The sequence below is a fragment of the Tepidiphilus sp. HLB4 genome (genome assembly GCF_054823945.1).
The window spans coordinates 17,962-41,003 of record NZ_JSYB01000053.1; the positions used below are offsets into that span (position 1 = coordinate 17,962).

The 23,042-nt window shown below is 66.1% G+C and carries 17 protein-coding genes and 3 tRNA genes; 7 read left to right on the forward strand and 13 right to left on the reverse strand.

The genetic code is table 11. The features are described from left to right. Nucleotides 1-9: 9 nt before the first annotated feature. From OA56_RS08685 to OA56_RS08710, 6 genes are all read left to right on the forward strand, one after another. Nucleotides 10-1,383, forward strand: a complete 1,374-nt coding sequence (locus tag OA56_RS08685) for a dihydrolipoyllysine-residue acetyltransferase (protein WP_461584697.1) — start codon at nucleotides 10-12, stop codon at nucleotides 1,381-1,383. A 17-nt stretch (nucleotides 1,384-1,400) separates the two neighbouring features. After that, the gene (gene lpdA / locus OA56_RS08690; protein ID WP_461584710.1) at nucleotides 1,401-3,239 is read left to right on the forward strand and encodes a dihydrolipoyl dehydrogenase; all 1,839 of its coding nucleotides are present in this window, start codon (nucleotides 1,401-1,403) and stop codon (nucleotides 3,237-3,239) included. Nucleotides 3,240-3,380: 141 nt separating this feature from the next. Next, nucleotides 3,381-4,400 (forward strand): amino acid ABC transporter substrate-binding protein, encoded by a 1,020-nt coding sequence (locus tag OA56_RS08695; protein ID WP_461584712.1) that lies wholly within the window; start codon nucleotides 3,381-3,383, stop codon nucleotides 4,398-4,400. A 62-nt stretch (nucleotides 4,401-4,462) separates the two neighbouring features. Then, nucleotides 4,463-5,650, forward strand: a complete 1,188-nt coding sequence (locus OA56_RS08700) for an amino acid ABC transporter permease (protein ID WP_461584714.1) — start codon at nucleotides 4,463-4,465, stop codon at nucleotides 5,648-5,650. Between the two features lie 9 nt (nucleotides 5,651-5,659). Continuing rightward, nucleotides 5,660-6,751 (forward strand): amino acid ABC transporter permease, encoded by a 1,092-nt coding sequence (locus OA56_RS08705; protein ID WP_055423578.1) that lies wholly within the window; start codon nucleotides 5,660-5,662, stop codon nucleotides 6,749-6,751. 87 nt (nucleotides 6,752-6,838) lie between these two features. Beyond that, nucleotides 6,839-7,567, forward strand: coding sequence for an amino acid ABC transporter ATP-binding protein (locus OA56_RS08710; RefSeq protein WP_055423647.1), 729 nt, complete (start codon nucleotides 6,839-6,841; stop codon nucleotides 7,565-7,567). Between the two features lie 7 nt (nucleotides 7,568-7,574). On the opposite strand, the gene OA56_RS08715 is transcribed toward OA56_RS08710, so the two are convergent. Both OA56_RS08715 and OA56_RS08720 read right to left on the reverse strand, forming a co-directional pair. Then, entirely contained in the window at nucleotides 7,575-9,374 is a 1,800-nt protein-coding gene (locus OA56_RS08715) for a methyl-accepting chemotaxis protein (protein WP_141055998.1), read from the reverse strand. A 118-nt stretch (nucleotides 9,375-9,492) separates the two neighbouring features. Next, nucleotides 9,493-11,751: an argonaute PAZ domain-containing protein gene (locus tag OA56_RS08720; RefSeq protein ID WP_461584717.1), complete on the reverse strand. Its 2,259-nt coding sequence runs from the start codon at nucleotides 11,749-11,751 to the stop codon at nucleotides 9,493-9,495. A gap of 155 nt (nucleotides 11,752-11,906) precedes the next feature. Between OA56_RS08720 and lysS the strand changes: the two genes are divergently transcribed. Next, nucleotides 11,907-13,409: a lysine--tRNA ligase gene (gene lysS, locus OA56_RS08725; protein ID WP_461584719.1), complete on the forward strand. Its 1,503-nt coding sequence runs from the start codon at nucleotides 11,907-11,909 to the stop codon at nucleotides 13,407-13,409. 6 nt (nucleotides 13,410-13,415) lie between these two features. Here lysS and mnmC read toward each other — a convergent pair whose 3' ends face one another. The 11 genes from mnmC to rpsO form a co-directional block, all read right to left on the reverse strand. Next, nucleotides 13,416-15,254 carry a bifunctional tRNA (5-methylaminomethyl-2-thiouridine)(34)-methyltransferase MnmC2/FAD-dependent 5-carboxymethylaminomethyl-2-thiouridine(34) oxidoreductase MnmC1 gene (gene mnmC / locus OA56_RS08730; protein ID WP_461584721.1) on the reverse strand — a complete coding sequence of 613 codons (1,839 nt, stop codon included), beginning with the start codon at nucleotides 15,252-15,254 and terminating at the stop codon, nucleotides 13,416-13,418. Nucleotides 15,255-15,264: 10 nt separating this feature from the next. Further along, on the reverse strand, nucleotides 15,265-16,665 hold the full coding sequence (gene gltX / locus OA56_RS08735) for a glutamate--tRNA ligase (RefSeq protein WP_461584723.1): 1,401 nt from the start codon (nucleotides 16,663-16,665) through the stop codon (nucleotides 15,265-15,267). A gap of 30 nt (nucleotides 16,666-16,695) precedes the next feature. Continuing rightward, nucleotides 16,696-17,691: an L-threonylcarbamoyladenylate synthase gene (locus tag OA56_RS08740; protein ID WP_055423573.1), complete on the reverse strand. Its 996-nt coding sequence runs from the start codon at nucleotides 17,689-17,691 to the stop codon at nucleotides 16,696-16,698. Continuing rightward, nucleotides 17,688-18,854 (reverse strand): 5-(carboxyamino)imidazole ribonucleotide synthase, encoded by a 1,167-nt coding sequence (locus OA56_RS08745; protein ID WP_461584725.1) that lies wholly within the window; start codon nucleotides 18,852-18,854, stop codon nucleotides 17,688-17,690. Before OA56_RS08745 ends, OA56_RS08740 begins: the two co-directional genes overlap by 4 nt. Further along, a complete protein-coding gene (gene purE / locus OA56_RS08750) occupies nucleotides 18,851-19,318 on the reverse strand; it encodes a 5-(carboxyamino)imidazole ribonucleotide mutase (RefSeq protein WP_461584732.1) in 468 nt (155 codons plus the stop codon). The genes OA56_RS08745 and purE overlap by 4 nt, the downstream gene beginning before the upstream one ends. A gap of 50 nt (nucleotides 19,319-19,368) precedes the next feature. Continuing rightward, the gene (gene folD, locus OA56_RS08755; protein WP_461584727.1) at nucleotides 19,369-20,226 is read right to left on the reverse strand and encodes a bifunctional methylenetetrahydrofolate dehydrogenase/methenyltetrahydrofolate cyclohydrolase FolD; all 858 of its coding nucleotides are present in this window, start codon (nucleotides 20,224-20,226) and stop codon (nucleotides 19,369-19,371) included. Between the two features lie 54 nt (nucleotides 20,227-20,280). Further along, nucleotides 20,281-20,356: transfer RNA gene (locus OA56_RS08760), tRNA-His, on the reverse strand. A 16-nt stretch (nucleotides 20,357-20,372) separates the two neighbouring features. Beyond that, nucleotides 20,373-20,449: transfer RNA gene (locus OA56_RS08765), tRNA-Arg, on the reverse strand. Between the two features lie 31 nt (nucleotides 20,450-20,480). Beyond that, nucleotides 20,481-20,557 (reverse strand) — tRNA-Pro (locus tag OA56_RS08770). A 43-nt stretch (nucleotides 20,558-20,600) separates the two neighbouring features. Next, nucleotides 20,601-22,694, reverse strand: a complete 2,094-nt coding sequence (gene pnp / locus OA56_RS08775) for a polyribonucleotide nucleotidyltransferase (RefSeq protein ID WP_055423570.1) — start codon at nucleotides 22,692-22,694, stop codon at nucleotides 20,601-20,603. A gap of 73 nt (nucleotides 22,695-22,767) precedes the next feature. Beyond that, nucleotides 22,768-23,037 carry a 30S ribosomal protein S15 gene (gene rpsO / locus OA56_RS08780; RefSeq protein WP_055423569.1) on the reverse strand — a complete coding sequence of 90 codons (270 nt, stop codon included), beginning with the start codon at nucleotides 23,035-23,037 and terminating at the stop codon, nucleotides 22,768-22,770. Nucleotides 23,038-23,042 lie beyond the last annotated feature (5 nt).

Genomic DNA, 23,042 nt, shown 5'->3' on the forward strand with positions numbered 1-23,042 from the left:
AGATTCCCGATGGCATCCCTCATCGAAGTGAAGGTACCGGACATCGGCGACTATCACGACGTGCCGGTGATCGAGGTGTTGGTCAAGCCCGGCGACGTGCTCGCGCCCGAAGATCCGATCTGCACCCTCGAATCGGACAAGGCCACCATGGACGTGCCCTGCCCCGTGGCCGGCGTCGTGCGCGAAGTGCTCGTCAAGGTCGGCGACAAGGTCTCCGAAGGTACCCCCGTCATCCGCCTCGAAGCCAAAGAAGCCGGCAAGGAGGCCGAGGCGCATGCCTCCGTGGCGACACCGGCCGAGCCTCCCGCCGAATCGGGCACGCCGGCATCGGCAACCGGCGGCGAAACGTCAGCCCCTGCCGAGCCGCCCCGATCGGCTCCTGCCGTCGGTGCGGCGGCATGGGCGCCGGTGGCTGAACCCGCAGCCCCTGCCCCCGTCGCACCTACACCGATCCAGCTCGGCGGCAAGATCCACGCCAGCCCCGTGGTGCGTGCCTTTGCCCGCGAGCTCGGAGTCGATCTCTCCAAGGTCACTCCGTCCGGGCCGAACGGCCGCATTCTGCGTGAAGACGTCGTCGCCCACGTCAAGCGCGTGATGCAAAGTGAAACCAGGGAGCCGTCCAAGGCGGGCGGCGGCTCGTTGCTCGCCGGCTTGGAATTGCCGCCCTGGCCCAAGGTCGACTTCGCCAAGTTCGGCCCGATCGAGGTCAAGGAGCTGGGGCGCATCAAGAAGATCTCGGCGGCGAATCTTGCGCGCAATTGGATCATGATCCCGGCGGTCACCTACCACGACGAGGCCGACGTCACCGAGCTCGAAGCCTTCCGCCGCGAGCTCAACCGCGAGCACGAAAAGGAAGGGATCAAGTTCACCATGCTCGCCTTCCTCATCAAGGCGGTGGTGGCGGCGCTGCAGCGCTTCCCCGACATGAATACCAGCCTCGACGGGGACAAGCTCGTCTATAAGCGCTACTACCACATCGGCTTTGCCGCCGACACGCCGCAAGGTCTGGTGGTGCCGGTGCTGAAAGAGGCCGACAAGAAGGGGCTGCGCGAGATCGCCGCCGAAACGGCCGAACTCGCCCGCAAGGCGCGCGAAGGCAAACTCAAGCCGGCCGAGATGCAAGGCGCCACCTTCACCATCTCCAGTCTGGGAGGAATCGGCGGCACGGGGTTTGCCCCTATCATCAACGCGCCCGAGGTGGCGATCCTGGGCGTGAACAAGATCGCCGTCAAACCGGTGTGGGACGGCAAGGCGTTCGTGCCGCGCCAGATCCTGCCGCTGTCGCTCACGGCCGATCATCGCGTCATCGACGGGGCGTACGCCACGCGCTTCACCACCCACCTTGCCCAGCTGCTCGCCGACTTCCGGCGGGTGCTGCTCTAAAAAGCGGAGCAAATCCCATGTCCCTCATCGAAGTGAAGGTACCGGACATCGGCGACTATCACGACGTGCCGGTGATCGAGGTGTTGGTCAAGCCCGGCGACGTGCTCGCGCCCGAGGATCCGATCTGCACCCTCGAATCGGACAAAGCCACGATGGACGTGCCCTGCCCCGTGGCCGGCATCGTGCGCGAGGTGCTCGTCCAGGTCGGCGACAAGGTCTCCGAAGGCACTCCCCTCATCCGCCTCGAAGCCGCCGAGGCGGGCAAGCAGGCCGAAGCATCCTCTGCCCCAGCCGGAGCCGTCGCTGCGTCCGCTCCGGCGCAGACCGGATCGGCTCCCATGCCGGCGGCGACGCATTCCGCTCCTCGATCCGACGCCGCAGCAGCGGCAGTGTCGGCCGCACCCGCCTTCGCCGGAGAAGTCCACCACCGCTGCCAGCTGCTCGTACTCGGCGGCGGCCCCGGCGGCTATTCCGCGGCGTTTCGCGCGGCCGATCTCGGGCTCGACGTGCTGTTGGTCGAACGCGAGGCGGTGCTCGGAGGGGTGTGCCTCAACGTGGGCTGCATCCCCTCCAAGGCCCTGCTGCATCTGGCTGCAGCAATCGATGCGCGCACGCATCTCGCCCAGGCCGGGATCGTCTTCGAGGCGCCAACAATCGAGCTCGAGCGGGTACGCGCGCACCGCGACGAGGTCGTCGGACGGCTAACCAAAGGCCTTGCGGGCATGGCCAAGGCGCGCGGCGTGCGGGTGCTGCAGGCAGAAGGCCGGCTCGTCGGGCCCCATCACCTCGAAGTGCGGCGCATGGAGGGCGATCCGGCGCGCCCGAGCGGCACCGTGGAGATCGTCGAATTCGAACAGGCGATCCTCGCCGCCGGTTCGCGGCCAGTGCGCCTGCCATTCCAGCCGGACGACCCCCGCGTGGTCGATTCCACCGGTGCGCTGGCGCTGCCCTTGCTGCCACGGCGCATGCTGGTGGTGGGCGGCGGCATCATCGGCCTGGAAATGGGTACGGTCTATGCCGCCTTCGGCGCCACGGTCGACGTGGTCGAGGCGACGGCGGATCTCTTTCCCGGTGCCGACCGCGACCTCGTACGTGTGTGGGAGAAGAAGAATGCCGGCCGTTTCGGCGCGCTCTACCGCAACACGCGCACCACGGCGCTCGAGGCGCGCGACGACGGCATCTGGGCGATGTTGGATGGCGAAGCGGCGCCCAAGGAAGCGCAACGCTACGACCTCGTGCTGGTGGCCGTGGGGCGTCGCTCCAACGGCCCCCTGCTCGGGCTCGAGGCGGCGGGCGTGCATCTCGACGAGCGAGGATTCATCCCGGTCGATCCGCAACGGCGCACCAATGTGTCGCACGTTTTTGCGATCGGGGACCTCACCGGCAATCCGATGCTCGCGCACAAGGCCGTGCACGAAGGACACGTGGCGGCGGAAGCGGCCGCCGGCCGGAAAGCGGCGTTCGATGCGCTGCAGATCCCCTCGGTGGCCTACACCGACCCCGAGATCGCCTGGGCCGGGCTCACCGAAACCGAAGCCAAGGCCCGCGGACTCAAAGTGGAGAAAGCCGTCTTTCCCTGGGCTGCCTCGGGGCGAGCGATCGCCAACGGCTGCGAGGAAGGATTCACCAAACTGCTGTTCGACGCCGAAACGCATCGCTTGGTCGGCGGGGCCATCGTCGGCACCGGCGCGGGGGATCTGATCGGCGAAATCTGCCTGGCGATCGAGATGGGGGCGGAAGCGAGCGACATCGCCCGCACCATCCATCCCCACCCGACGCTCATCGAAACGGTAGGACTGGCGGCGGAAGTGGCCGAAGGGAGCTGCACCGACCTGCCTCCCGCCCGCAAACGCTGACTCGACCTTGGGCGGCGAGCCTTTCTGGCTTGCCGCCCCTTAGGGAAATCCCTAGTCGCTGATTTCCCCATTCCCTCTTGCGATCCGCCAGCCTCTGTCCGATACTCTCCAACGGTCCCGCATCCCAAAGGAGAGCTCCCCATGAAGAAAAAAACCCTCGTTGCGGCGCTCGCCGCGGCGTGCTCCCTCGCTACTCCCGCCTGGGCGGGACAGACGCTCGACACCGTGCTCAAACGCGGCGTGCTGCATTGCGGCGTCAGCGACGGCCTGCCGGGATTTTCCTACACCGACGCGAGCGGCAACTATGCAGGCATCGACGCGGATTTCTGCCGTGCGGTGGCCGCGGCGCTCTTCGGCGATGCGAAGAAAGTGAAATTCACGCCGCTCACCGCCAAGGAGCGTTTCACCGCGCTGCAATCGGGCGAGATCGACGTGCTGTCGCGCAACTCCACCTGGACCATCTCGCGCGACGTCGGCATGGGCATGTCCTTCACCGGCGTCACCTACTACGACGGCCAGGGCTTTCTCGTGAACAAGAAGCTGGGCGTGAAGAGCGCCCGTGAGCTCGACGGCGCCACCGTCTGCATCCAGGCGGGGACCACCACCGAGATGAACCTCTCGGACTACTTCCGCACCAACGGCATGAAATACACACCTGTCACCTACGAGAAGTCCGACGAGTCGGCCAAGGCGCTCGAATCGGGCCGTTGCGACGTGCTCACCTCCGACCAGTCCCAGCTCTACGCCCAGCGCATCAAGCTCGCCAACCCCGACGACTACGTCGTGCTGCCCGAAGTGATCTCCAAAGAGCCGCTCGGCCCCGTGGTGCGGCAGGGGGACTCCGAGTGGTTCAACGTGGTGCGCTGGACGCTCTTCGCCCTCGTCGCCGCCGAGGAATACGGCATCACCTCGGCCAACGTCGACCAGATGGCCAAGACCTCCACCAACCCCGAGGTACGGCGCCTGCTGGGGCTGGACACCGATTTCGGCAAGGACATGAAGCTCAAGAAAGACTGGGCCTACCAGATCGTCAAGCAGGTGGGCAACTACGGCGAGATGTTCGAGCGCAACGTCGGCAAAGGAAGCCCCCTCAAGATCGAACGTGGCCTCAACGCCCAATGGAACAAGGGCGGATTGCAGTACGCCCCGCCTTTCCGCTGATCCCTCTTCCTTCTCCCCTGTCCGCCGTCGTCCTGACGGCGGACCGTTCCGGCTGATCCGACATGACCCCTGGCGAGACGCTTCGCGGCGGCGGACCGCGCCGCTGGCTCTATGACCCGAAGATCCGCGCCCTCGCGGCCCAGATCCTCACCGTGCTGGCGATCGCCCTTTTCGCCGGCTGGATCGTGCACAACACCGTGCACAATCTCACGGTGCGCGGCATCGCTTCCGGCTTCGGATTCCTGAAGAATCCCGCCGGCTTCGGCATCCTGCAGACGCTCATCGATTATCGCGAAACCGACAGCTTCGCGCGCGTCTTCGTGATCGGTCTGCTCAATACGCTGCTCGTAGCGGCGCTGGGCATCGTCTTCGCCACCGTGCTGGGCTTTCTCGTGGGCATCGGGCGTCTGGCCGAGAATGCACTCATCCGCGGCCTGTCGGCCCTCTACGTCGAGACCTTTCGCAACGTTCCTCCGCTGCTGCAGATCTTCTTCTGGTACTTCGCGGTGCTGCGCGCCATGCCTTCGCCGCGCCAGAGCCACGAGTTCCTGGGTGCGTTCTTCCTCAATATCCGAGGACTCTACGTGCCGCGGCCCATTCCCGCCGAGGGATTCGCCCCCATCGTGCTCGCGCTTGGCATCGCGCTCGCCGCCGTGATCATCCTGAGACGCTGGGCGCGACGCCGGCAGGAGCACACCGGCGAGCCTTTTCCCACGGGACGGGTCGCCCTGTTGCTGCTCTTCGGCTTGCCGCTCGCCGCCCGCCTGATCTTCGGCGCTCCCTTCACCTGGGAACTCCCCCAGCTGCAGGGATTCAATTTCCGCGGCGGCTGGGTCTTGTTGCCCGAGCTCGTCGCGCTCACGGTCGCGCTGTCGCTCTACACCGCTGCCTTCATCGCCGAGACGGTGCGCGCCGGCATCCAGTCGGTGCCGCGCGGGCAGATCGAGGCGGCGATCGCCCTGGGTCTGACGCCGCGCCAGCGCCTGCGCCTCATCGTCCTGCCGCAGGCCATGCGCGTCATCATCCCGCCGCTCACCAGCCAGTACCTCAATCTGACGAAGAACTCTTCCCTGGGCGCGGCAATCGGCTATCCCGACCTCGTGGGGCTCTTCGCCGGCACGGTGCTCAACCAGACCGGACAGGCGATCGAGACCATCGCCATGACGATGGCGGTGTATCTGCTCATCAGCCTGACGATCTCGCTCGTCATGAACTGGTACAACCGGCGCATGGCGCTGGTCGAACGTTGAGGAACCGCCATGTCCTCCTCCCCTTCCCTTCGCCCTCCCGTCGTGCGCATCGATGTTCTGCGCTGGCTACGGGAGAACCTTTTCTCCGGCCCGGTCAACACGGCGCTCACCCTGCTCGCCATCTACCTTTTGTGGCGCTTCGTTCCCCCCGTGCTCGACTGGCTCTTTTTCGACGCGACCTGGCAAGGGAGTTCCCGTGCCGACTGCCATCCCGGCGGCGCCTGCTGGATCTTCATCGGCCAGCGCTTCGGGCAATTCCTCTACGGCTTCTACCCCATAGAGCAACGCTGGCGGGTCGATCTGGCGGCCCTGTCGATCATCGTGCTGGCGGCTCCGCTCTTCTTCTCCCGTTTTCCGCAGCGGCGCCGCTGGGCGCTCGGCTATTTCCTCCTCACGCCCTTGCTGGTGTGGTGGCTGCTCTACGGGGCGGGCATCCTGGGGCTAGCGACCGTGCCTACCGACCAATGGGGCGGGCTGATGCTCACGCTCGTGATCGCCTCCGTCGGGATCGCCGGTGCCCTGCCGCTGGGCATCCTGCTCGCCCTGGGGCGACGCTCGCAGCTGCCGGCGATCCGGATCGTCTGCATCACGTTCATCGAATTCTGGCGCGGCGTGCCGCTCATCACGGTGCTCTTCATGTCCTCGGTGATGCTGCCGCTCTTCCTGCCCGAGCAGATGTCGATCGACAAACTCGTGCGGGCGCTCATCGCCGTCATCCTCTTCGAGGCGGCCTATCTCGCCGAAGTCGTGCGCGGCGGGCTGCAGGCCATCCCCAAGGGGCAATACGAAGCCACCCATGCCCTCGGCTTGAGCTACTGGCAGTCGATGGGGCTCGTGATCCTGCCGCAGGCCCTGCGTCTGGTGATTCCCGGCATCGTCAACACCTTCATCGCCCTTTTCAAGGACACGAGCCTGGTGATCATCATCGGCCTGGCGGACTTCTTCACCGCGGTGCACCGGGCCACAGTCGACCCCGAGTGGCTCGGGTTTTCCACCGAAGGCTATGTCTTCGCCGCCTTCGTCTATTTCCTGTTTTGCTTCGGCATGTCGCGCTATTCGATCGCGTTGGAAAAACGCCTGGCGCGTAGCGAAAAGCGCTGACCCCCTTCATTTCCCCGACGGGAGAACCGAATGGAACTGATGGAAGAGACGCTCACGCGCCTCGAATCGCACAAGACCCAGGAGGTGATGATCCTCATGGAGCGCGTCAACAAGTGGTATCAGGATTTCCACGTGCTCAAGGACATCGATCTCACGGTGATGGCCGGCGAGCGCATCGTGATCTGCGGCCCTTCGGGTTCGGGCAAATCGACCCTCATCCGTTGCATCAACCGGCTGGAGGCGCATCAACGAGGGCGCATCGTCGTCGACGGCATCGAACTCACCGAGGACGTGAAAGCGATCGATGCCATCCGCCGTGAGGTAGGGATGGTCTTCCAGCACTTCAACCTCTTCCCTCACCTCACGGTGCTCGAAAACTGTACGCTGGCGCCGATCTGGGTGAAGAAAATGCCAAAGAAAGAGGCCGAAGCACTGGCGCTCCAGTATCTTCAGCGGGTGCGCATCGCCGATCAGGCGCACAAGTATCCGGGCCAGCTCTCGGGGGGACAGCAGCAGCGCGTGGCGATCGCCCGGGCGCTGTGCATGAAGCCCAAGATCATGCTCTTCGACGAGCCCACTTCGGCGCTCGACCCGGAGATGGTCAAGGAAGTGCTCGACACCATGATCGAACTCGCCGCCGAGGGGATGACCATGCTGTGCGTGACCCACGAGATGGGCTTTGCGCGCACCGTGGCCGACCGGGTGATTTTCATGGACCGCGGCGAGATCGTGGAGCAGGCCCCGCCGGAGGAATTCTTCCTCCACCCGAAGGAAGAGCGCACGCGCCGCTTCCTCGGGCAGATCCTGCACCACTGAGCAGCGCTCAGTCCTTGCTCAGGGCTTCGATCGGCAGGCCGACGCGCACGTTCCCCCACAGGCGGCCATCGACGTAGATCGGCATGGCGACATCGACGAGGACCTCGCCCGTGTCGCGGCGGTAGGTCTGCATCAGCACCGGAGCGGTATTCTGCGCTGCGCGCAGCTCGCGGGGATTGTCGAACTTGCGGTAAGTGCGGTTGCCCACCAGATCTTTTTCCCTGTCGCCGGTGAGGGGCTTGCTGAACTTCGCGTTGTGCGCCGAGAGGTAGCCGTCGGTATTGACGGCCACCACGAACACCGCCTCGGGGATCCGCGCGAGCCCCTCGTCCAACAGATGCTGGCAGCGGCGCACGAACTCGTCGCTCCAGGCGAGTTTGAATTTCGGCGGATCGCAATTGAGATACGGCCGGTAGTTGCGGTCGAATACGTCGATCCCCTCGCGCGCCATCGCTTCGAGCTGGGCCTGGATGGCGTCGCGAATGCTCCGCTCCTCGCGCACCACCTGGTCGAAGCGGCCGCGCCCGACCCGGTAGCGCGCCAGCATCTCAAGGATGGTCTCGGTGCGTTCGGTCAGAGCGTCGATGTCGCTGCGCGTCTCCTGCATGAGGTTGCGCACCGAGGCGCTCACCCCGGAGATTTCCTTGACGTGACCGTGGGCCACCTCGTTGGCCTGCATCAAGTGATCCGTGGCCGAGACGATCTCTTCGAGGCTCTCGCGCCCTTGCCGGAAGTCTTCGGCCATGCGGGTGAAACTACCCTCCACCAGGGCGATCGAGCGCTGCGTCTCGTCCATGTCGGCGTTGATCGCCTCGTTTTGCGCCTGGGTCTGCTGTACGATGCCGATCATGGCATCGATGTCTCGCGTGATCTCCTGCGAGGACTGGTTGACCCGCTCCGCGAGCTTGCGCACCTCGTCGGCCACCACCGCGAAACCGCGGCCGTACTCGCCGGCGCGCGCCGCCTCGATCGCCGCATTGAGCGCCAGCAGGTTGGTCTGATCGGCCACCTCGCGGATGAGCCCCGCGATCTGGCGGATCTCTCCGGAGCGCTGCGCCAGTTCCCCGACGGTGGCGGTGAAACCGACCAGGTGCTCGCGCGAGGCGCCCACCCGTTCGACGACCGAGTGCAGTTCCTGCAGCGATTCCAGGACTTCCTCCAGGTTTTTCCGCATCGTGGCATCGAGCCCGAGGGTGCGCTGCCGCACTTCGTCGATCGCGGCGCTCGTGCGCTCGCTCGCGGCGAATACCTCCTCGGCCAGCTGCAGCTGCGCCTGCGCTTGCCGTTCGGCCGCGATCGCCTTGGCATCGGCGCGCACCGCATCCCCTCCCACTTCCACGCTCGCGCGACGCAGATCGGCGATGATGCCCCGCATCTTTTCGGCAAAAGCGTTGTAGGCTTTAGCAAGTTCCCCCAGCTCGTCGTGCGTCATCACCGGCAGGTCGACGGAGAAATCCCCTTCGCGCCGGTCGTTGCTGAGGGTGCGAAAAATCTCGGTCATGCGCCGCAGCGGCCGCACGACGAGGTGGCGCATGTAGAGGATGAGGCCGACGGCGACGAGCAGCATCGCGACCATGAGCACCCCGAATTCGCCAAAGACATCGGCGAAAACCGCCGCCACCTCGGCGCGCAAGGCCTCGTTCCCCTGCCGCAAGAGCAGCTCGTCGATCCTGGCCCGCAACGAATGCAGCAGCAGGAACCCCGCCGAAGCGATGAGCGGCAAGAGCAGAAAGCTCGAGAATTTCTTCGTGACCGTGGTAAAGAACGTTCGCTCCACCCAGTCGTAGGCGCGCCAGAACCAGTCCATGTCCTCTTTCCTCGGTGTTTTGGGGATTATCGGCTCCCCTCGAAAAAACTTTAGCCGATTCTGGCACGCTTCGCTTGCACGAGGCTGACGGGGGTACCGTTCTGCGACAGCGAACGCGTCAAAGGTAGACAGGGCACAGACGGTCCATGCGCGACAGGTCGTCGATGTTGCATTCGCGGCGCAAAGAAGCGAACCGGTCGGCATGATGCGTGGTCACCGGCAGACGCGGATGCCGATAGAGAGAAGCGCCGTGAATTCGGCTCAACAGAACGACCTGCTGGGCAAGGATCTCGAGCGGAGTGTCGCCGTAGCGTTTACGCAGGCGCAAGGGGCGTACCGTCACCTTGCCCCCCCAATCCTTGCCGAGCTCCGCGCCACTGTACGTTGACAGGATCGCCTCGTCGAGCCCTGAGAGTTCGAATGCGTCCCCAACCCCGGGGTTGCAGAACCGTTTTCGTCCCGTGTCTTGGTCACGGAACCGGCGATAGAGCACCGGCACACCCGATTTGATCACCTCGAGCACGTCGATGCCAATGCCATGTCGCTGCTCGAACGAACCGATGACCTCGAAGGACTCGTACCATCTGCCGTCGCGATGCAACACGATACGCCGCGGCCCCTCCCCGCCATGAACCTTGCGATAGGCCTCGAGGCTACGCTCGAGCAACAGCCTCAGGCTTTCGTCGGCGATCCGCTCCCCCGACTGTGCTTCGGCCAGCTGCCAGCCGAGCTGGGCTCCGTCGCGGGTGAAAAGAAAGGCAAAACCCGGTACTCTCTGATGAATACCACCCAGGTCGAGCCCCAGAAAGAGATCCGCCTCACCCGGCATGTCCTCGATGGCGCACAACACCCCGCCACCCTTGCTGAATACGCCGGCAGCAAGATTGTTGTAGTAAGATGATGTATAGCGCTTCGGCGGGTGATCTAGGCGCATGAACTGGACGGGCAGCGCGTGCCGAAACAGCACGTCGCGAACCGATCGCTTATCGGCGCCAGCCGCTAGCCCCACGAGCAGGACGGCATCTTTCGGGCATCTGCGTTCCAGACGAAGATCCAATTCCTGGGCATCCGTTGCCGGCGGAGCGACTTGTCCCTCGATGCCACCGCCGCACCAGTGGCGGCATCGCTCCAGCACTTGGGAGAAGTGTTCCTCGCTGCGCTGCGACGGGGTACCGATCGTCACGAAGACGATGCGTTTTTTCTTCATAGGGCGATAGGCACCATGGGTGAGCACCGCCTGCTCGCTCGTGGCAAGGCGCGACTTTCCTACGCGCAGGCGGATATCCGGACACCAGCGGCGAACGGACGCCTGCATTTCGGCTAGAGGAACGAGGCGGGCACCGAACTGGGGAACCTCGATTCCCTGCAAAAACTCGGAGATCGTTCGGAGACGTTCGTCGACCGACCAGGGCAGCCGTTTGGCAATGCTTCCGAGCAACTCGCCGTCGATCTCCTGCAGAGTTTCGAAGTCGAACAGGGGACGAAGCAGGGCCGCCAGGTGTTTCCACTCCTTTGGTTTGCTGTTTCCCCCTGGATAACGTAGCCGTACGACGGTGCTGCGGCGCACTTCTTCGAGCTCATTTTCCCGGATGCGGCCCCGAAGCCGATGATATTCGAAATAGCTGATCTCTCCTTGCGGACCGGAAAAGGTCGACAGGGCGTTCTCCTCCGCGATGCCAAGCAATTCGGCCGTGGCTTCTTCCCTGCCGTTTTCCCGATAGCGATGGCGGACCCGGCGGATTCCTCCGAGCCAATGGGGGCGGTGCCGGATGACCCATTCGAGGGTGACGTAGTCCTTGGGCATCAAACGATGCTGGATATGAAAGAAGACGATGCCGGTACCGTCGGGAAGCACTTCGGGGGTGAGCCGAACCGTCTTGAATACTTCGAGATACGCGTCGCGCGGCAGGCGGACACGTTCTGACGGAACGGAATCGATGATCTCGACCGAATGGCCCAGGCCATACACGACCTGTCTCGATTTCCGATCTGTTCCGGCATCCAGCGTTGCCCTGACCCCCTCGTAGAGCGCGACATTGAGGAGACGCCGCAGGGCCTCACGCTCGTCGGGATCGGCGGCATGCAATGCTCCTTGCGTTGGATCCTCTGCCGAGAAGTGCTGCCCATCCCACTCGCCCTCTGCGGCTTGCAATGGGTGCAGCGCCACCAATTTCCATGCCCCGAGATCGGTCATTGGCACGTTGGCATTGCTTCGGCGTAAGCAGGCCGCGCCACGGCGCGTGATTTTTACGGGGTTTTCGTCTTCGGCATCACAGGACGAAACGAGGCGATAGAAAACGACCGGCAGATCATCCAGGCGTCTGTCGAGCTGCAGGGCGCAAATCCCGATCTGCTCCGATGCCATTTCATCCTCCATGATTTCATTCTCTGGTGCTAGAAGCTTATCATCGAGGTCGGTGAGATGTCACCCTTTCTCCAGCAGAGGTCCCCTCCGTTTGCCCTCCGGCTGCGGAAATGCGAAAATTCCCCCTTTCGTTCGCCCAGATCCCGAGCCCTCCAATGACGGAACCGATGAATTCCGAGCCTCTCTCCCTTGCCGACGAGAACCGCATCATCGCCGAACGGCGCAAGAAGCTCGCGGCGCTGCGTGTACGCGGCCCCGCCTTTCCCAACGATTTCGAGCGGCTCAACCTCGCCGCCAAGCTCGACGAAGCCTACGGCGAAGCCGAGCCGGAAAAACTGCAGGAACTCAAGCCCGCTGCGGTCGTGGCCGGCCGCATCATGTTGAAGCGCGTGATGGGCAAGGCGAGCTTCATCACGATCCAGGATCTCTCCGGCCGCATCCAGGTGTATGTGGCGCGCGACGCCGTCGGGGCCGAAGTCTATGAAGACTTCAAGCATTGGGACATCGGTGACATCGTCGGCGTGGAAGGCCATCTCTTCAAGACGCGCACCGGCGAGCTCACCATCCACGCCGAATCGATCCGCTTGCTCACCAAGAGCCTGCGCCCGCTACCGGACAAGTACCATGGACTCGCCGACCAGGAACTGAAATACCGCCAGCGCTACGTCGATCTCATCATGAGCGAGGAAACGCGCCGGCGCTTCGTCGCACGTAGCCGACTCATCCAGGCGATCCGCGACTACATGCTCGAATACGGCTTTCTCGAAGTCGAAACGCCCATGCTGCACCCCATCCCCGGTGGAGCCAACGCCCGGCCTTTCGTCACCCACCACAACGCGCTCGACATACCGATGTACCTGCGCATCGCCCCCGAGCTCTACCTCAAGCGCCTGGTGGTGGGGGGATTCGAGAAGGTTTTCGAGATCAACCGCAACTTCCGCAACGAAGGGATCTCGCCGCGGCACAATCCCGAATTCACCATGATGGAGTTCTACGAAGCCTACAGCGACTACCGCAAGATGATGGATTTCACCGAAGGGCTGATCCGTCATGCGGCGCGCGTGGCGCTGGGCTCGGAGCGCTTCCTCTACCAGGGGCGTGAGCTCGACCTGTCGCAGCCTTTCGCGCGGCTCACCATCGTCGAGGCGATCCAGAAACATCATCCTGGCTGGTCCCGCGCCCAACTCGAGGATCCCCAGTGGCTACGCGCCAAGCTCACCGAGCTGGGCGTCGAGGTCAAACCCGACATGGGCCTGGGCGCGCTACAGCTTGCGCTCTTCGAGGAGACGACGGAAGCCGAACTCTGGTCGCCGACCTTCATCGTGGACTATCCGGCCGAAGTCTCGCCGCTCGCGCGCCGCAGCGACACCAATCCCGAGATCACCGAGCGCTTCGAGCTCTTCATCGTCGGGCGCGAGATCGCCAATGGTTTTTCCGAATTGAACGATCCGGAAGACCAGGCCGAACGCTTTCTCGCGCAAGTGCGGGCAAAAGAGGCCGGCGACGAGGAAGCAATGTACTTCGACGCCGATTACATCCGGGCACTCGAATACGGCATGCCGCCCACCGGCGGCTGCGGCATCGGCATCGACCGGCTGGTGATGCTGCTCACCGACAGTCCCAACATCCGCGACGTCATCCTCTTCCCCGCCATGCGGCCGGAGGAGTAAAGCGATTCAGCGGCGGGCGAAGCGTGCCGGATCGGCTGCGAGCGCCGTAGTGCGCTCGAGCGGCCAGGGTTCGCCGCAGAGCAGGGCCGCGGCAAGCCGCGCGGCCGGCACCGCGAAGGCAAGCCCCCTCGCACCAAACCCCGAGAGCACGAGGAGCCCCGGTGCATCGCCCACGGGCCCGACCACCGGTAGGCGATCGGGCACCGCCGGCCGAAACCCGACCCGCCCTTCGAGCGAAGCGGGATCGAGCCCCGCCGTATAGCCGGGCAGGATCGCCTCGAGCTTGACGAGGTTTTCCCGGTGATCGGCAGGGCGCACGGCGGGGTCCGTGTCGCCCACGGCGAACGTGGCGCCGAAGGCGCGCTGCCCCGAGACTTCCGGTGTCACGTAGCCGTTGCGGCATACCGTCACCCGGGGCGGCGAACCTGCCTCGGCCGGTGCGAGCGACACCTGGCCGCGCGCGGGCCGGATCGGCAGGCTGGCCGCCTGGGCGAACGAAGGGACTTCCGCGCCAGCAGCGAGCACCACCGCATCGACTTCTTCCAGGACGCTCCCCTCGGCGTCGCGCACGCGCCAACCCGGCGCGCACGGCTCGAGCGAGCCCACCGCCGTGGCGCAGCGCAAGGTAAGACAGGAGCCGGCGAGTTCGAGCAGGCGCCGGCACCAGCGCTGCGGGCCGATCCAGCCGCCGATGCCGAACCACCATCCGCCTTGATCCACCGGCCAGCCGATGCGCTCCGAGAGGGTGGCCGCATCGAGCCAGGTCAACACCTCGGGCGGCGGGACGAGGCGCTCGAGCGCTATCCGCTGCTTGCGCGCCTGCGCTTCGTCGCGTGCCAGGTGCGCCACCCCGCTCGGTCCCCAAGGGGCGTCGATCCCCTGCGCTTCCCATTCGCGCAGCATGGCGTGGGCGGCGAGCGTGCCAGCGCGCGTCCAGCGCGAGAGGCGATTGTCATCGGCGCTCGGCAGCCAGCGCAGCACCCCGGCGAGGTTGCCCGAAGCGCCCTGTCCCGGCGACGCTTCACGTTCGAAGAGCGTGACCGGCACGCCGCGGCGTGCGAGCGCATGGGCGAGATTCGCCCCTGCCACGCCCGCGCCGATCACTGCCACCCGTCCGGGACGGCGCTCCTCGGCGAGCACTCCCTCGCGCCAGGCGACGGTCATCTCCCGCTTGCCGGCAAATCCGGACGCCGGATGCACGCTCAAGCCCGCAGCGGCGAGCCTGCGGCGCACCTCGCCCGCCGCGCACCAGGTGGCAAGGCGCGCGCCTGGTTTCATGCGCTGCGCCACCTCGGCGATGAGCGCTTCCGACCACATGGCGGGATTCTTCGCCGGCGCGAAGCCGTCGAGATAGACCGCGTCGAACCGGCCTTCGATCTCTCCGATCGTCGCAGCGTCGTGATAGACGAGAAAGAGCCGCACCCGACCCTCGTCGAGCTCAAGGGTGTGGATGCCCGGCACGAGCGGCGGCAGACGCGAGGCCAGCGCCTGCGCGAGCGGGCGAAGTTCGGGTTCGCCGTGCGCCCATACGCAGCGCCAGTCTTCGGCCGTGAGTGGATGCTTTTCCAGAGAGACGAAATCGAGCCGCTGCGCGCGTCGGGGATCCGAACGCCAGGCAGCCCAGGTGGCGAGAAAATTCCCTCCCAGCCCGAATCCCGTCTCCAGGATGGCGAAGTGTGCCCGCCCCGCCCACGCCTGCGGCAGCCCCGTGCCGCCGAGAAAGACGTGCCGGCTCTGGGCGAGCGCTCCATGTACCGAGTGATAGACGTCGTCGTAGTCGCCGTGCGCCGGCACGCCCTCGCGCCACTGCAGGCGCGCCGGCGTGAGTTCGAGGATCCCCGCCATGGCCGCGCGCTCAGAGGGCGCGCTCGAGCCGCGAAAGCGTACGTTCCCGCCCCAGCACTTCGAGCACCGCCTCCAGCGCCGGCGATTGCGGCACGCCCAGCAGCACCACCCGCAGCGGAATGCCGAGCTTGGGCATCTTCACGCCGGCCGCGGCGAGCGTTTCCTTGATCGCTGCGGCGAGCCGCTCGCGCCGCCATTCTTCTTCCGGAATCGCTTCGAGCCGGCGACGGAGCTCGGCGAGCGCCCGGCGCGCTTCCTCGTCGAGGTGCTTTTCCCGCAGCTCGGGCAGGGGGTGCACCTCGATCACGAACGGCTCGGCGCAGTCGGCCAGTTCCTCCAGAGTCTGCACCCGATCCTGGTAGAGCGCCACCACGGGTTCGAGCGCCGCCGTGTCAGTAACCGCGACGCCGCGCCGTGCGAGCCGCTCGGCGCAATCGGCTGCGAGCCGGCGCACCTCGGCCTGCTTGATGTAGTGGGCATTCAGCCAGCGCAACTTGTCGAAGTCGAAGCGCGCGGGCGACGGATTGACGTCCTTGAGGTCGAACCAGGCGACGAACTGCTCGCGGGTGAAGATCTCGTCGTCGCCATGGCTCCAGCCCAGGCGGGCGAGATAGTTGATCACCGCTTCCGGCAGATAGCCGTCTTCGTGGTACTGCATCACCGACACCGCCCCGTGGCGCTTCGACAGTTTCTGCCCGTCCGGCCCCAGGATCATCGGCAGGTGGGCGAACTGCGGCAGGGGCACGCCGAGCGCAAGGTAGAGATTGATCTGGCGCGGCGTATTATTAACGTGATCGTCGCCACGGATGACGTGGGTGATGCGCATGTCCCAGTCATCGACCACCACACAGAAATTGTAGGTGGGCGTGCCGTCGGCGCGGGCGATGATGAAGTCGTCGAGTTCCTCGTTGGCGAATTCGATGCGCCCCTTGACGAGATCGTCCCAGGCGACGGTGCCGGTGAGTGGATTCTTGAAGCGCACCACCGGCCGCACCCCCGGCGGCGGAGGCGGCAGGGTCTTGCCGGGCTCGGGACGCCAGCGCCGGTCGTAGCGCGGCTTCTCCCCGCGGGCCCGCTGCGCCTCGCGCAGCGCTTCCAGCTCCTCCGGGCTCATGTAGCAGTAGTAGGCGGTGCCGGCCGCGAGCATCTGCGCGATCACCTCGCGATAGCGCTCCATGCGCTGCGTCTGGTAATAGGGCCCTTCGTCGTAGTCGAGCTGCAACCAGTGCATGCCGTCGAGGATGGCCTGGACCGCTTCGGGCGTCGAGCGCTCGCGGTCGGTATCCTCGATGCGCAGGATGAACGCACCGCCGTGGTGGCGGGCATAGGCCCAGGAAAAGAGCGCGGTGCGCGCACCGCCGATGTGCAGATAACCGGTGGGGCTGGGAGCGAAACGCGTGCGGACGGTCATGATCGAAACGGCTCCTCGATGAGCAAAGGTTCAGCGCCCGCCGGAGCCGCGCGCGGCGCGCTCCAGACGGTCGGCGAGCGCCCGCACCAGGGGCTCTTTCCCCTGCGGACGTTCGATGACGATTTCGTCGACCCCGAGCCGATCGAAGGCGCGCAGCTGCGCGTAGAGGCGGCGGGCGAGATCTTCGGGCGCGGCGGGCAGTTCCTGCCACACCACCTGCGAGGCGGCAACGGGATGCCTGCTCCACAGGGCGATGCGTTTTCCCTGGGCGAGCTGCTGGGTCACGACGGGTTCGATCTCCCCGGCTGCGACGAGGCGCACCGGCGTCGCCGGCGCATAATGGCCGGGAAGCGAGCCCGAGACGCGCGGCGCGCCGCCATCGGCCATCGCCACGGGACGCCCCAGCGCCTCGGTCAGTTCCTCGGCGCCGATCGCGCCAGGACGCAGGATGACGGGACCCACGGTGTCGAGGCGGGAGAGATCGAGGATGGTCGATTCCACCCCCACCGGACAGGGGCCGCCGTCGAGCACGAGCGCCACCGCCTCGCCCAATTCCTCGAGCACGTCGGCGGCGGTGGTCGGGCTCACCCGGCCGAAGCGGTTGGCGCTGGGTGCCGCGAGCCCCGAGCCGAAGGCGCGCAGCAGCGCCAAGGCCACGGGATGCGCCGGTACGCGCAGCGCCACCGTCTCCTGCCCCCCCGTCACCTCCAGCGGCACCCCATCGCTGCGCCGAAGCACCAGGGTCAAAGGACCGGGCCAGAAACGGTGCGCGAGCGTCCAGGCCTCTTCAGGGATGTCGCGCGCCCACTGCGGCAGGTGTTCGGCCGAAGGCAGATGCACGATGAGGGGATGATCGCTGGGCCGTCCCTTGGCAGCGAAGATGCGCCGTACCGCCGCGGGATTGCGCGCGTCGGCGGCAAGGCCATAGACCGTCTCGGTCGGCAGCCCCACCAGTTCGCCGGCGCGAAGCCTTGCTGCCGCCTCGGCCAGAGCCTCTTCGCTGGGGGATAGGATGCGCGCGCTCATCGGGGCAAGGGCGGCAGCGGCGGCAGCCCCAGACGTTGCCGCGCTTCGCTCGCTACGGCAAGCGCCTCGGTAAGCGTTGCCGCCGTGACGGTGAAATGACCCATCTTGCGTCCTCGCCGCGCCTCACGCTTGCCGTAGAGGTGCAGCCGCAAGCCCGGCAGGGAGAGGATCTCGTGCCAGGGCGGCTCGCGCAGCGTCTCGCCCACGAACCATGCTTCGCCCAAGAGGTTGACCATCACCGCCGGCGAATGCGCCTCGGGCACGGCGAGCGGCAAACCGCACAGTGCGCGCACCTGCTGCTCGAACTGGCAGACGCGGTGCGCATCCAGCGTATGGTGCCCGCTGTTGTGCGGCCGCGGGGCCATCTCATTGACGTAGAGCCTGCCGTCGGCGTAGAAGAATTCCACTCCCAGCGTGCCGACGTACTCGAGCGCCTCGGCGAGCGCCTCGGCGATCTCGCCGGCCTCGCGCAGCACGGTCGCCGGCAAGGGGGCCGGGGCGAAGGTGGTATCCAGAATGCCATTGCGATGCACGTTGAGCCCGGGCGCGAAAGCGGCGATGCGCCCGTCGGCGCCGCGGGCAAGCACCACCGAGAGCTCCGCCTCCAGGGCGAGCCGCGCTTCCAGCACGCAGTCGCGCCCGAAGCGGGCAAAGGCTGCCTGCGCCTCTTGCCGATCAGCGACCGCCGCCTGTCCCTTGCCGTCATAGCCGAAGCGCGCCGTCTTGAGAATCCCGGGAAAAAGCGACTCGGGTGCGCGCTCGAGGTCTTCTGCCGTACGCACGGCGAAGAAAGGGGCATGAGGCAGGCTGTGGCGCGCGAGAAAGGACTTCTCTTCGATGCGATCCTGGCAGACGGCGAGCGCCGCCGCGCCGGGACGCACGGGCATGGACTGGGCGAGACGGGCGAGGCTCGTAGCGGGCACGTTCTCGAATTCAGTGGTTGCCGCGGCACAATGCGCGGCGAGCTCGGCGAGCAGCGCCTCGTCGTCGTAGGCCCCGCACAGATGGCGCTCGGCGATGCGCCCGGCCGGCGCCTCGGGATCGGGATCGAGCACCCAGACCGCGTAGCCCAGCTCCTGCGCCGCCCGCACGAAGAAACGCCCCAACTGCCCGCCGCCCAGGATCGCCAGCCTTGCCGGCGCATCGATCCGCCCGACCGTCATTCCAGCGGCTCCAGGCGCATGGCGAGCACCGCCTCGCTCTGGCGGCGGCGGAAATCGGCAAGCCGCTGCCCGAGCACTTCGTCCGTGGCGGCGAGCATCGCCACGGCGAAGAGCGCCGCGTTCGCCGCTCCCGCCGCGCCGATGGCGAAGGTGGCCACGGGCACGCCCTTGGGCATCTGTACGATGGAGAGCAGCGAATCCTGCCCGTGCAGCGCGCGCGACTCCACCGGCACGCCCAGCACCGGCACCGTCGTCTTCGCCGCCAGCATCCCCGGCAAGTGCGCCGCCCCGCCGGCGCCAGCGATGATCGCGCGCAAGCCCCGCTCGAGCGCCGTCTCGGCGTAGGCGAACATCAGATCCGGCGTGCGGTGCGCCGACACCACCCGCGCCTCGAAAGGCACCTCGAACTCGCGCAGCACCTCGGCCGCGGCGCGCATCGTCGGCCAGTCGGAAGAAGATCCCATCACCACGCCGATGAGCGGCGCTCCGGCGCCGTAGCGCAGGACTTCTCCATTCACGGTGCGATCCCCCGGCGGCGCTGGGCTGCGAGCAAGGTGTTCTCCAGCAGCATGGCGATCGTCATCGGCCCCACGCCGCCGGGCACGGGTGTGATCCGGCTGGCGACCTCACGCACTTCGGCGGCCACGTCCCCCACCAGTCGACCGTCGGGCAGGCGGTTGATGCCCACGTCGATCACCACCGCCCCGGGCTTGACCATCTCGGCCGTGATGAATTCGGGCTTACCCACCGCCACTACCAGCAGATCGGCGCGGCGGGTGTGCGCGGCGAGCTCCCGCGTGCGCGAATGCGCCACCGTCACCGTCGCCCCCGCGTTGAGCAGCATGAGCGCCATGGGCTTGCCGACGATGTTGGAACGCCCCACCACCACCGCGTCCATCCCCTGCGGCTCGATGCCTTCCCAGGCAAGCAGCTGCATCACGCCGTGCGGCGTGCAGGGCCAGAAGCACTCCCGGCCCTGCACCAGCCGCCCCACGTTCTCGGCGTGAAAACCGTCGACGTCCTTGGCTACGGCAATGCGCTCGAGCACCAGAGTCTCGTCGATGTGCGGCGGCAGTGGCAGCTGCACGAGGATGCCATCGACCTCGGCATCGCCGTTCAAGGCGTCGATGCAGGCCAAGAGCCGTTCGACGGTGACGTCGGCTGGAAATTCATACTTGCGCGAGCGGATTCCGACCTCGGCGCAGGCGGCTACCTTGTTGCGCACATAAACCTGGGAGGCAGGATCCTCGCCCACCAAAACTACGGCGAGCGTGGGAACGACTCCGCGCTCCTGCAAAGCGTGCACGCGCTCGGCGATGCGGCGGCGCAGAGCCTGGGCAATGGCTTTTCCGTCGATGAGTTCAGCGGTCATCGGGCACCCGTCAAGAAAAATAGGCCGACGCAGGGCCGGCCTATTCATGAAAACTGGGGCGACATACCGGATTCGAACCGGTGACACCTGGAGCCACAATCCAGTGCTCTACCAACTGAGCTAATGCCGCCGCCGAAAACCTTGCGTGGCCTGCCCGACAGGAATCGAACCTGTAACCCCCGGCTTAGAAGGCCGGTGCTCTATCCGGTTGAGCTACGGGCAGATTCCGTTCCAGGCAGTATTCCGGTGTAGCGTGGTCGGGGTGGAGGGATTCGAACCCCCGACATCTTGCTCCCAAAGCAAGCGCGCTACCGGACTGCGCTACACCCCGGAAAGGCGATCATTATAACGCGATCGCCTTTCTTGTCAAAGCCTCATTCTCCTTCCTTGACCGCCTTGAGGCTGAGCTTGATGCGCCCGCGGTCGTCGGTCTCGAGCACCTTCACGCGCACCTTCTGGCCTTCCTGCAGGTAGTCGGAGACCTTCTCCACCCGCTCGTCGGCGATCTGGGAGATGTGCAGCAGCCCGTCGCGGCCCGGCATGATGTTGACGATGGCACCGAAATCGAGCAGCTTCAATACCGTACCCTCGTAGATCTTGCCGATCTCGACTTCGGCCGTGAGCTCCTCGATGCGCCGCTTGGCCTCTTCGGCTCCTTCGGCGCTGAACGAGGAGATGGTCACGTTGCCGTCGTCGGAAATCTCGATGACGGTGCCGGTCTCTTCCTGCAGCGCCCGGATCACCGAACCGCCCTTGCCGATCACGTCGCGGATCTTCTCGGGGTTGATCTTCATCTGGATCATGCGCGGCGCGTAGGCCGAGACCTCGCCGCGCGCTTCGCCCATCGCCTGGCGCATCAGCTGCAGGATGTGCATGCGCCCTTCGCGCGCCTGGGCGAGCGCCACCTGCATGATCTCCTTGGTGATGCCCTGGATCTTGATGTCCATCTGCAGGGCCGTCACGCCGCGCTCGGTGCCGGCCACCTTGAAGTCCATGTCGCCGAGGTGATCCTCGTCACCCAGGATGTCGGTGAGCACCGCAAAGCGGTTGCCCTCCTTGATGAGGCCCATGGCCACGCCCGCCACGTGCGCCTTGGTCGGCACGCCGGCGTCCATCAGCGCGAGCGAGCCGCCGCACACGGTGGCCATGGAGCTCGAACCGTTGGATTCCAGGATCTCGGACACGAGCCGGATGGTGTAGGGGAAATCTTCCTGCTTGGGCAGCACGGCCGCAAGCGCCCGCTTGGCGAGGTTGCCGTGGCCGATCTCGCGGCGTTTGGGCGAGCCGACGCGCCCCGTCTCACCGGTGGAGAACGGCGGGAAATTGTAGTGCAGCATGAAGCTTTCGCGGTATTCCCCCGCGATCGCATCGATGATCTGCTCGTCGCGCCCCGTGCCGAGCGTGGCCACCACCAGCGCCTGCGTCTCGCCGCGGGTGAAGAGCGCGGAGCCGTGCGTGCGCGGCAGCACCCCGACCCGGATGTCGATCGGGCGCACGGTGCGCGTGTCGCGCCCATCGATGCGCGGCTCTCCGGCGAGGATGCGTCCGCGCACGATGGAAGCTTCCATCGTGAAGAGGATGTCCTCGATGTCGGGGATGGAGGGCAGCGGATCGAACTCGGCGAGCACCTTCTCGATCACCTGCGCGCGGATCGCCTTGAGCCGCTCGTTGCGCGCCTGCTTGGCGGTGATGCGGAAGGCCTCTTCCAGCTCGGCGAAGGCGAGCTCGCGAATGCGCGCCACCAGCGCCTCGTTGGGCTCTGGGGCTTTCCAGTCCCAGGCGGGCTTGCCCGCGACCTCGACGAGTTCGTTGATCGCCTGGATCGCCGCCTGCATCTGCTCGTGACCGAAGACCACGGCGCCGAGCATCACGTCTTCGGGCAGCTCCTGCGCTTCCGATTCGACCATCAATACGGCGTTCTCGGTGCCGGCCACCACCAGGTCGAGCGCACTCTTCTCGAGCTCACTCGCGCTGGGGTTGAGGACATACTGACCGTCGAGATAGCCCACGCGGCAGGCGCCGATCGGCCCGTGGAAGGGCACTCCGGAGATGGCGAGCGCCGCACTGGAAGCGATCATCGCCACGATGTCGGCGTTCACCTCGGGATTGAGCGAGAGCACCGTGGCGACGATCTGCACCTCGTTGTAGAACCCTTCGGGGAAGAGCGGGCGGATCGGCCGGTCGATGAGGCGCGAGGTGAGCGTCTCTTTCTCGGAGGGGCGGCCTTCGCGCTTGAAGAAGCCACCGGGAATGCGCCCGGAAGCGTAGAACTTTTCGATGTAGTCGACGGTGAGCGGGAAGAAATCCTGCCCGGGTTTGGCGTCTTTGGCGGCGACGACGGTGGCGAGCACCACGGTGTCGTCCATGGAAGCGAGCACGGCGCCGGAGGCCTGACGGGCGAGTTCGCCCGTCTCCAGCGTGACCTGATGACGACCGTAGGTGAAGGTTTTCTTGATGGCAGTAGGCAAGGGACGATCCTTTCTCGGTGAGAGGGCCGACCCTCGCCTAGCCGGACGACAGCGATCGGCCCGGAAGAGGGAATTACTTACGCAGGCCGAGCCGCTTGATGAGCTCGAGGTAACGCTCGGGTTCGGTGCGCTTGAGATAGTCGAGCAGTCGACGACGCTGCGACACCATCTTCAGCAGCCCCCGGCGGGAGTGGTGATCCTTCTTGTGCGCGCCGAAGTGCGGCTGCAGCCCCTCGATGCGGGCGGTAAGCAATGCGATCTGCACTTCGGGCGAACCCGTGTCGTTGTCGCCGCGTTTGTATTCCGCGATGATGCGGGCTTTGGTTGCGTTGTCTAGCGCCATGGATG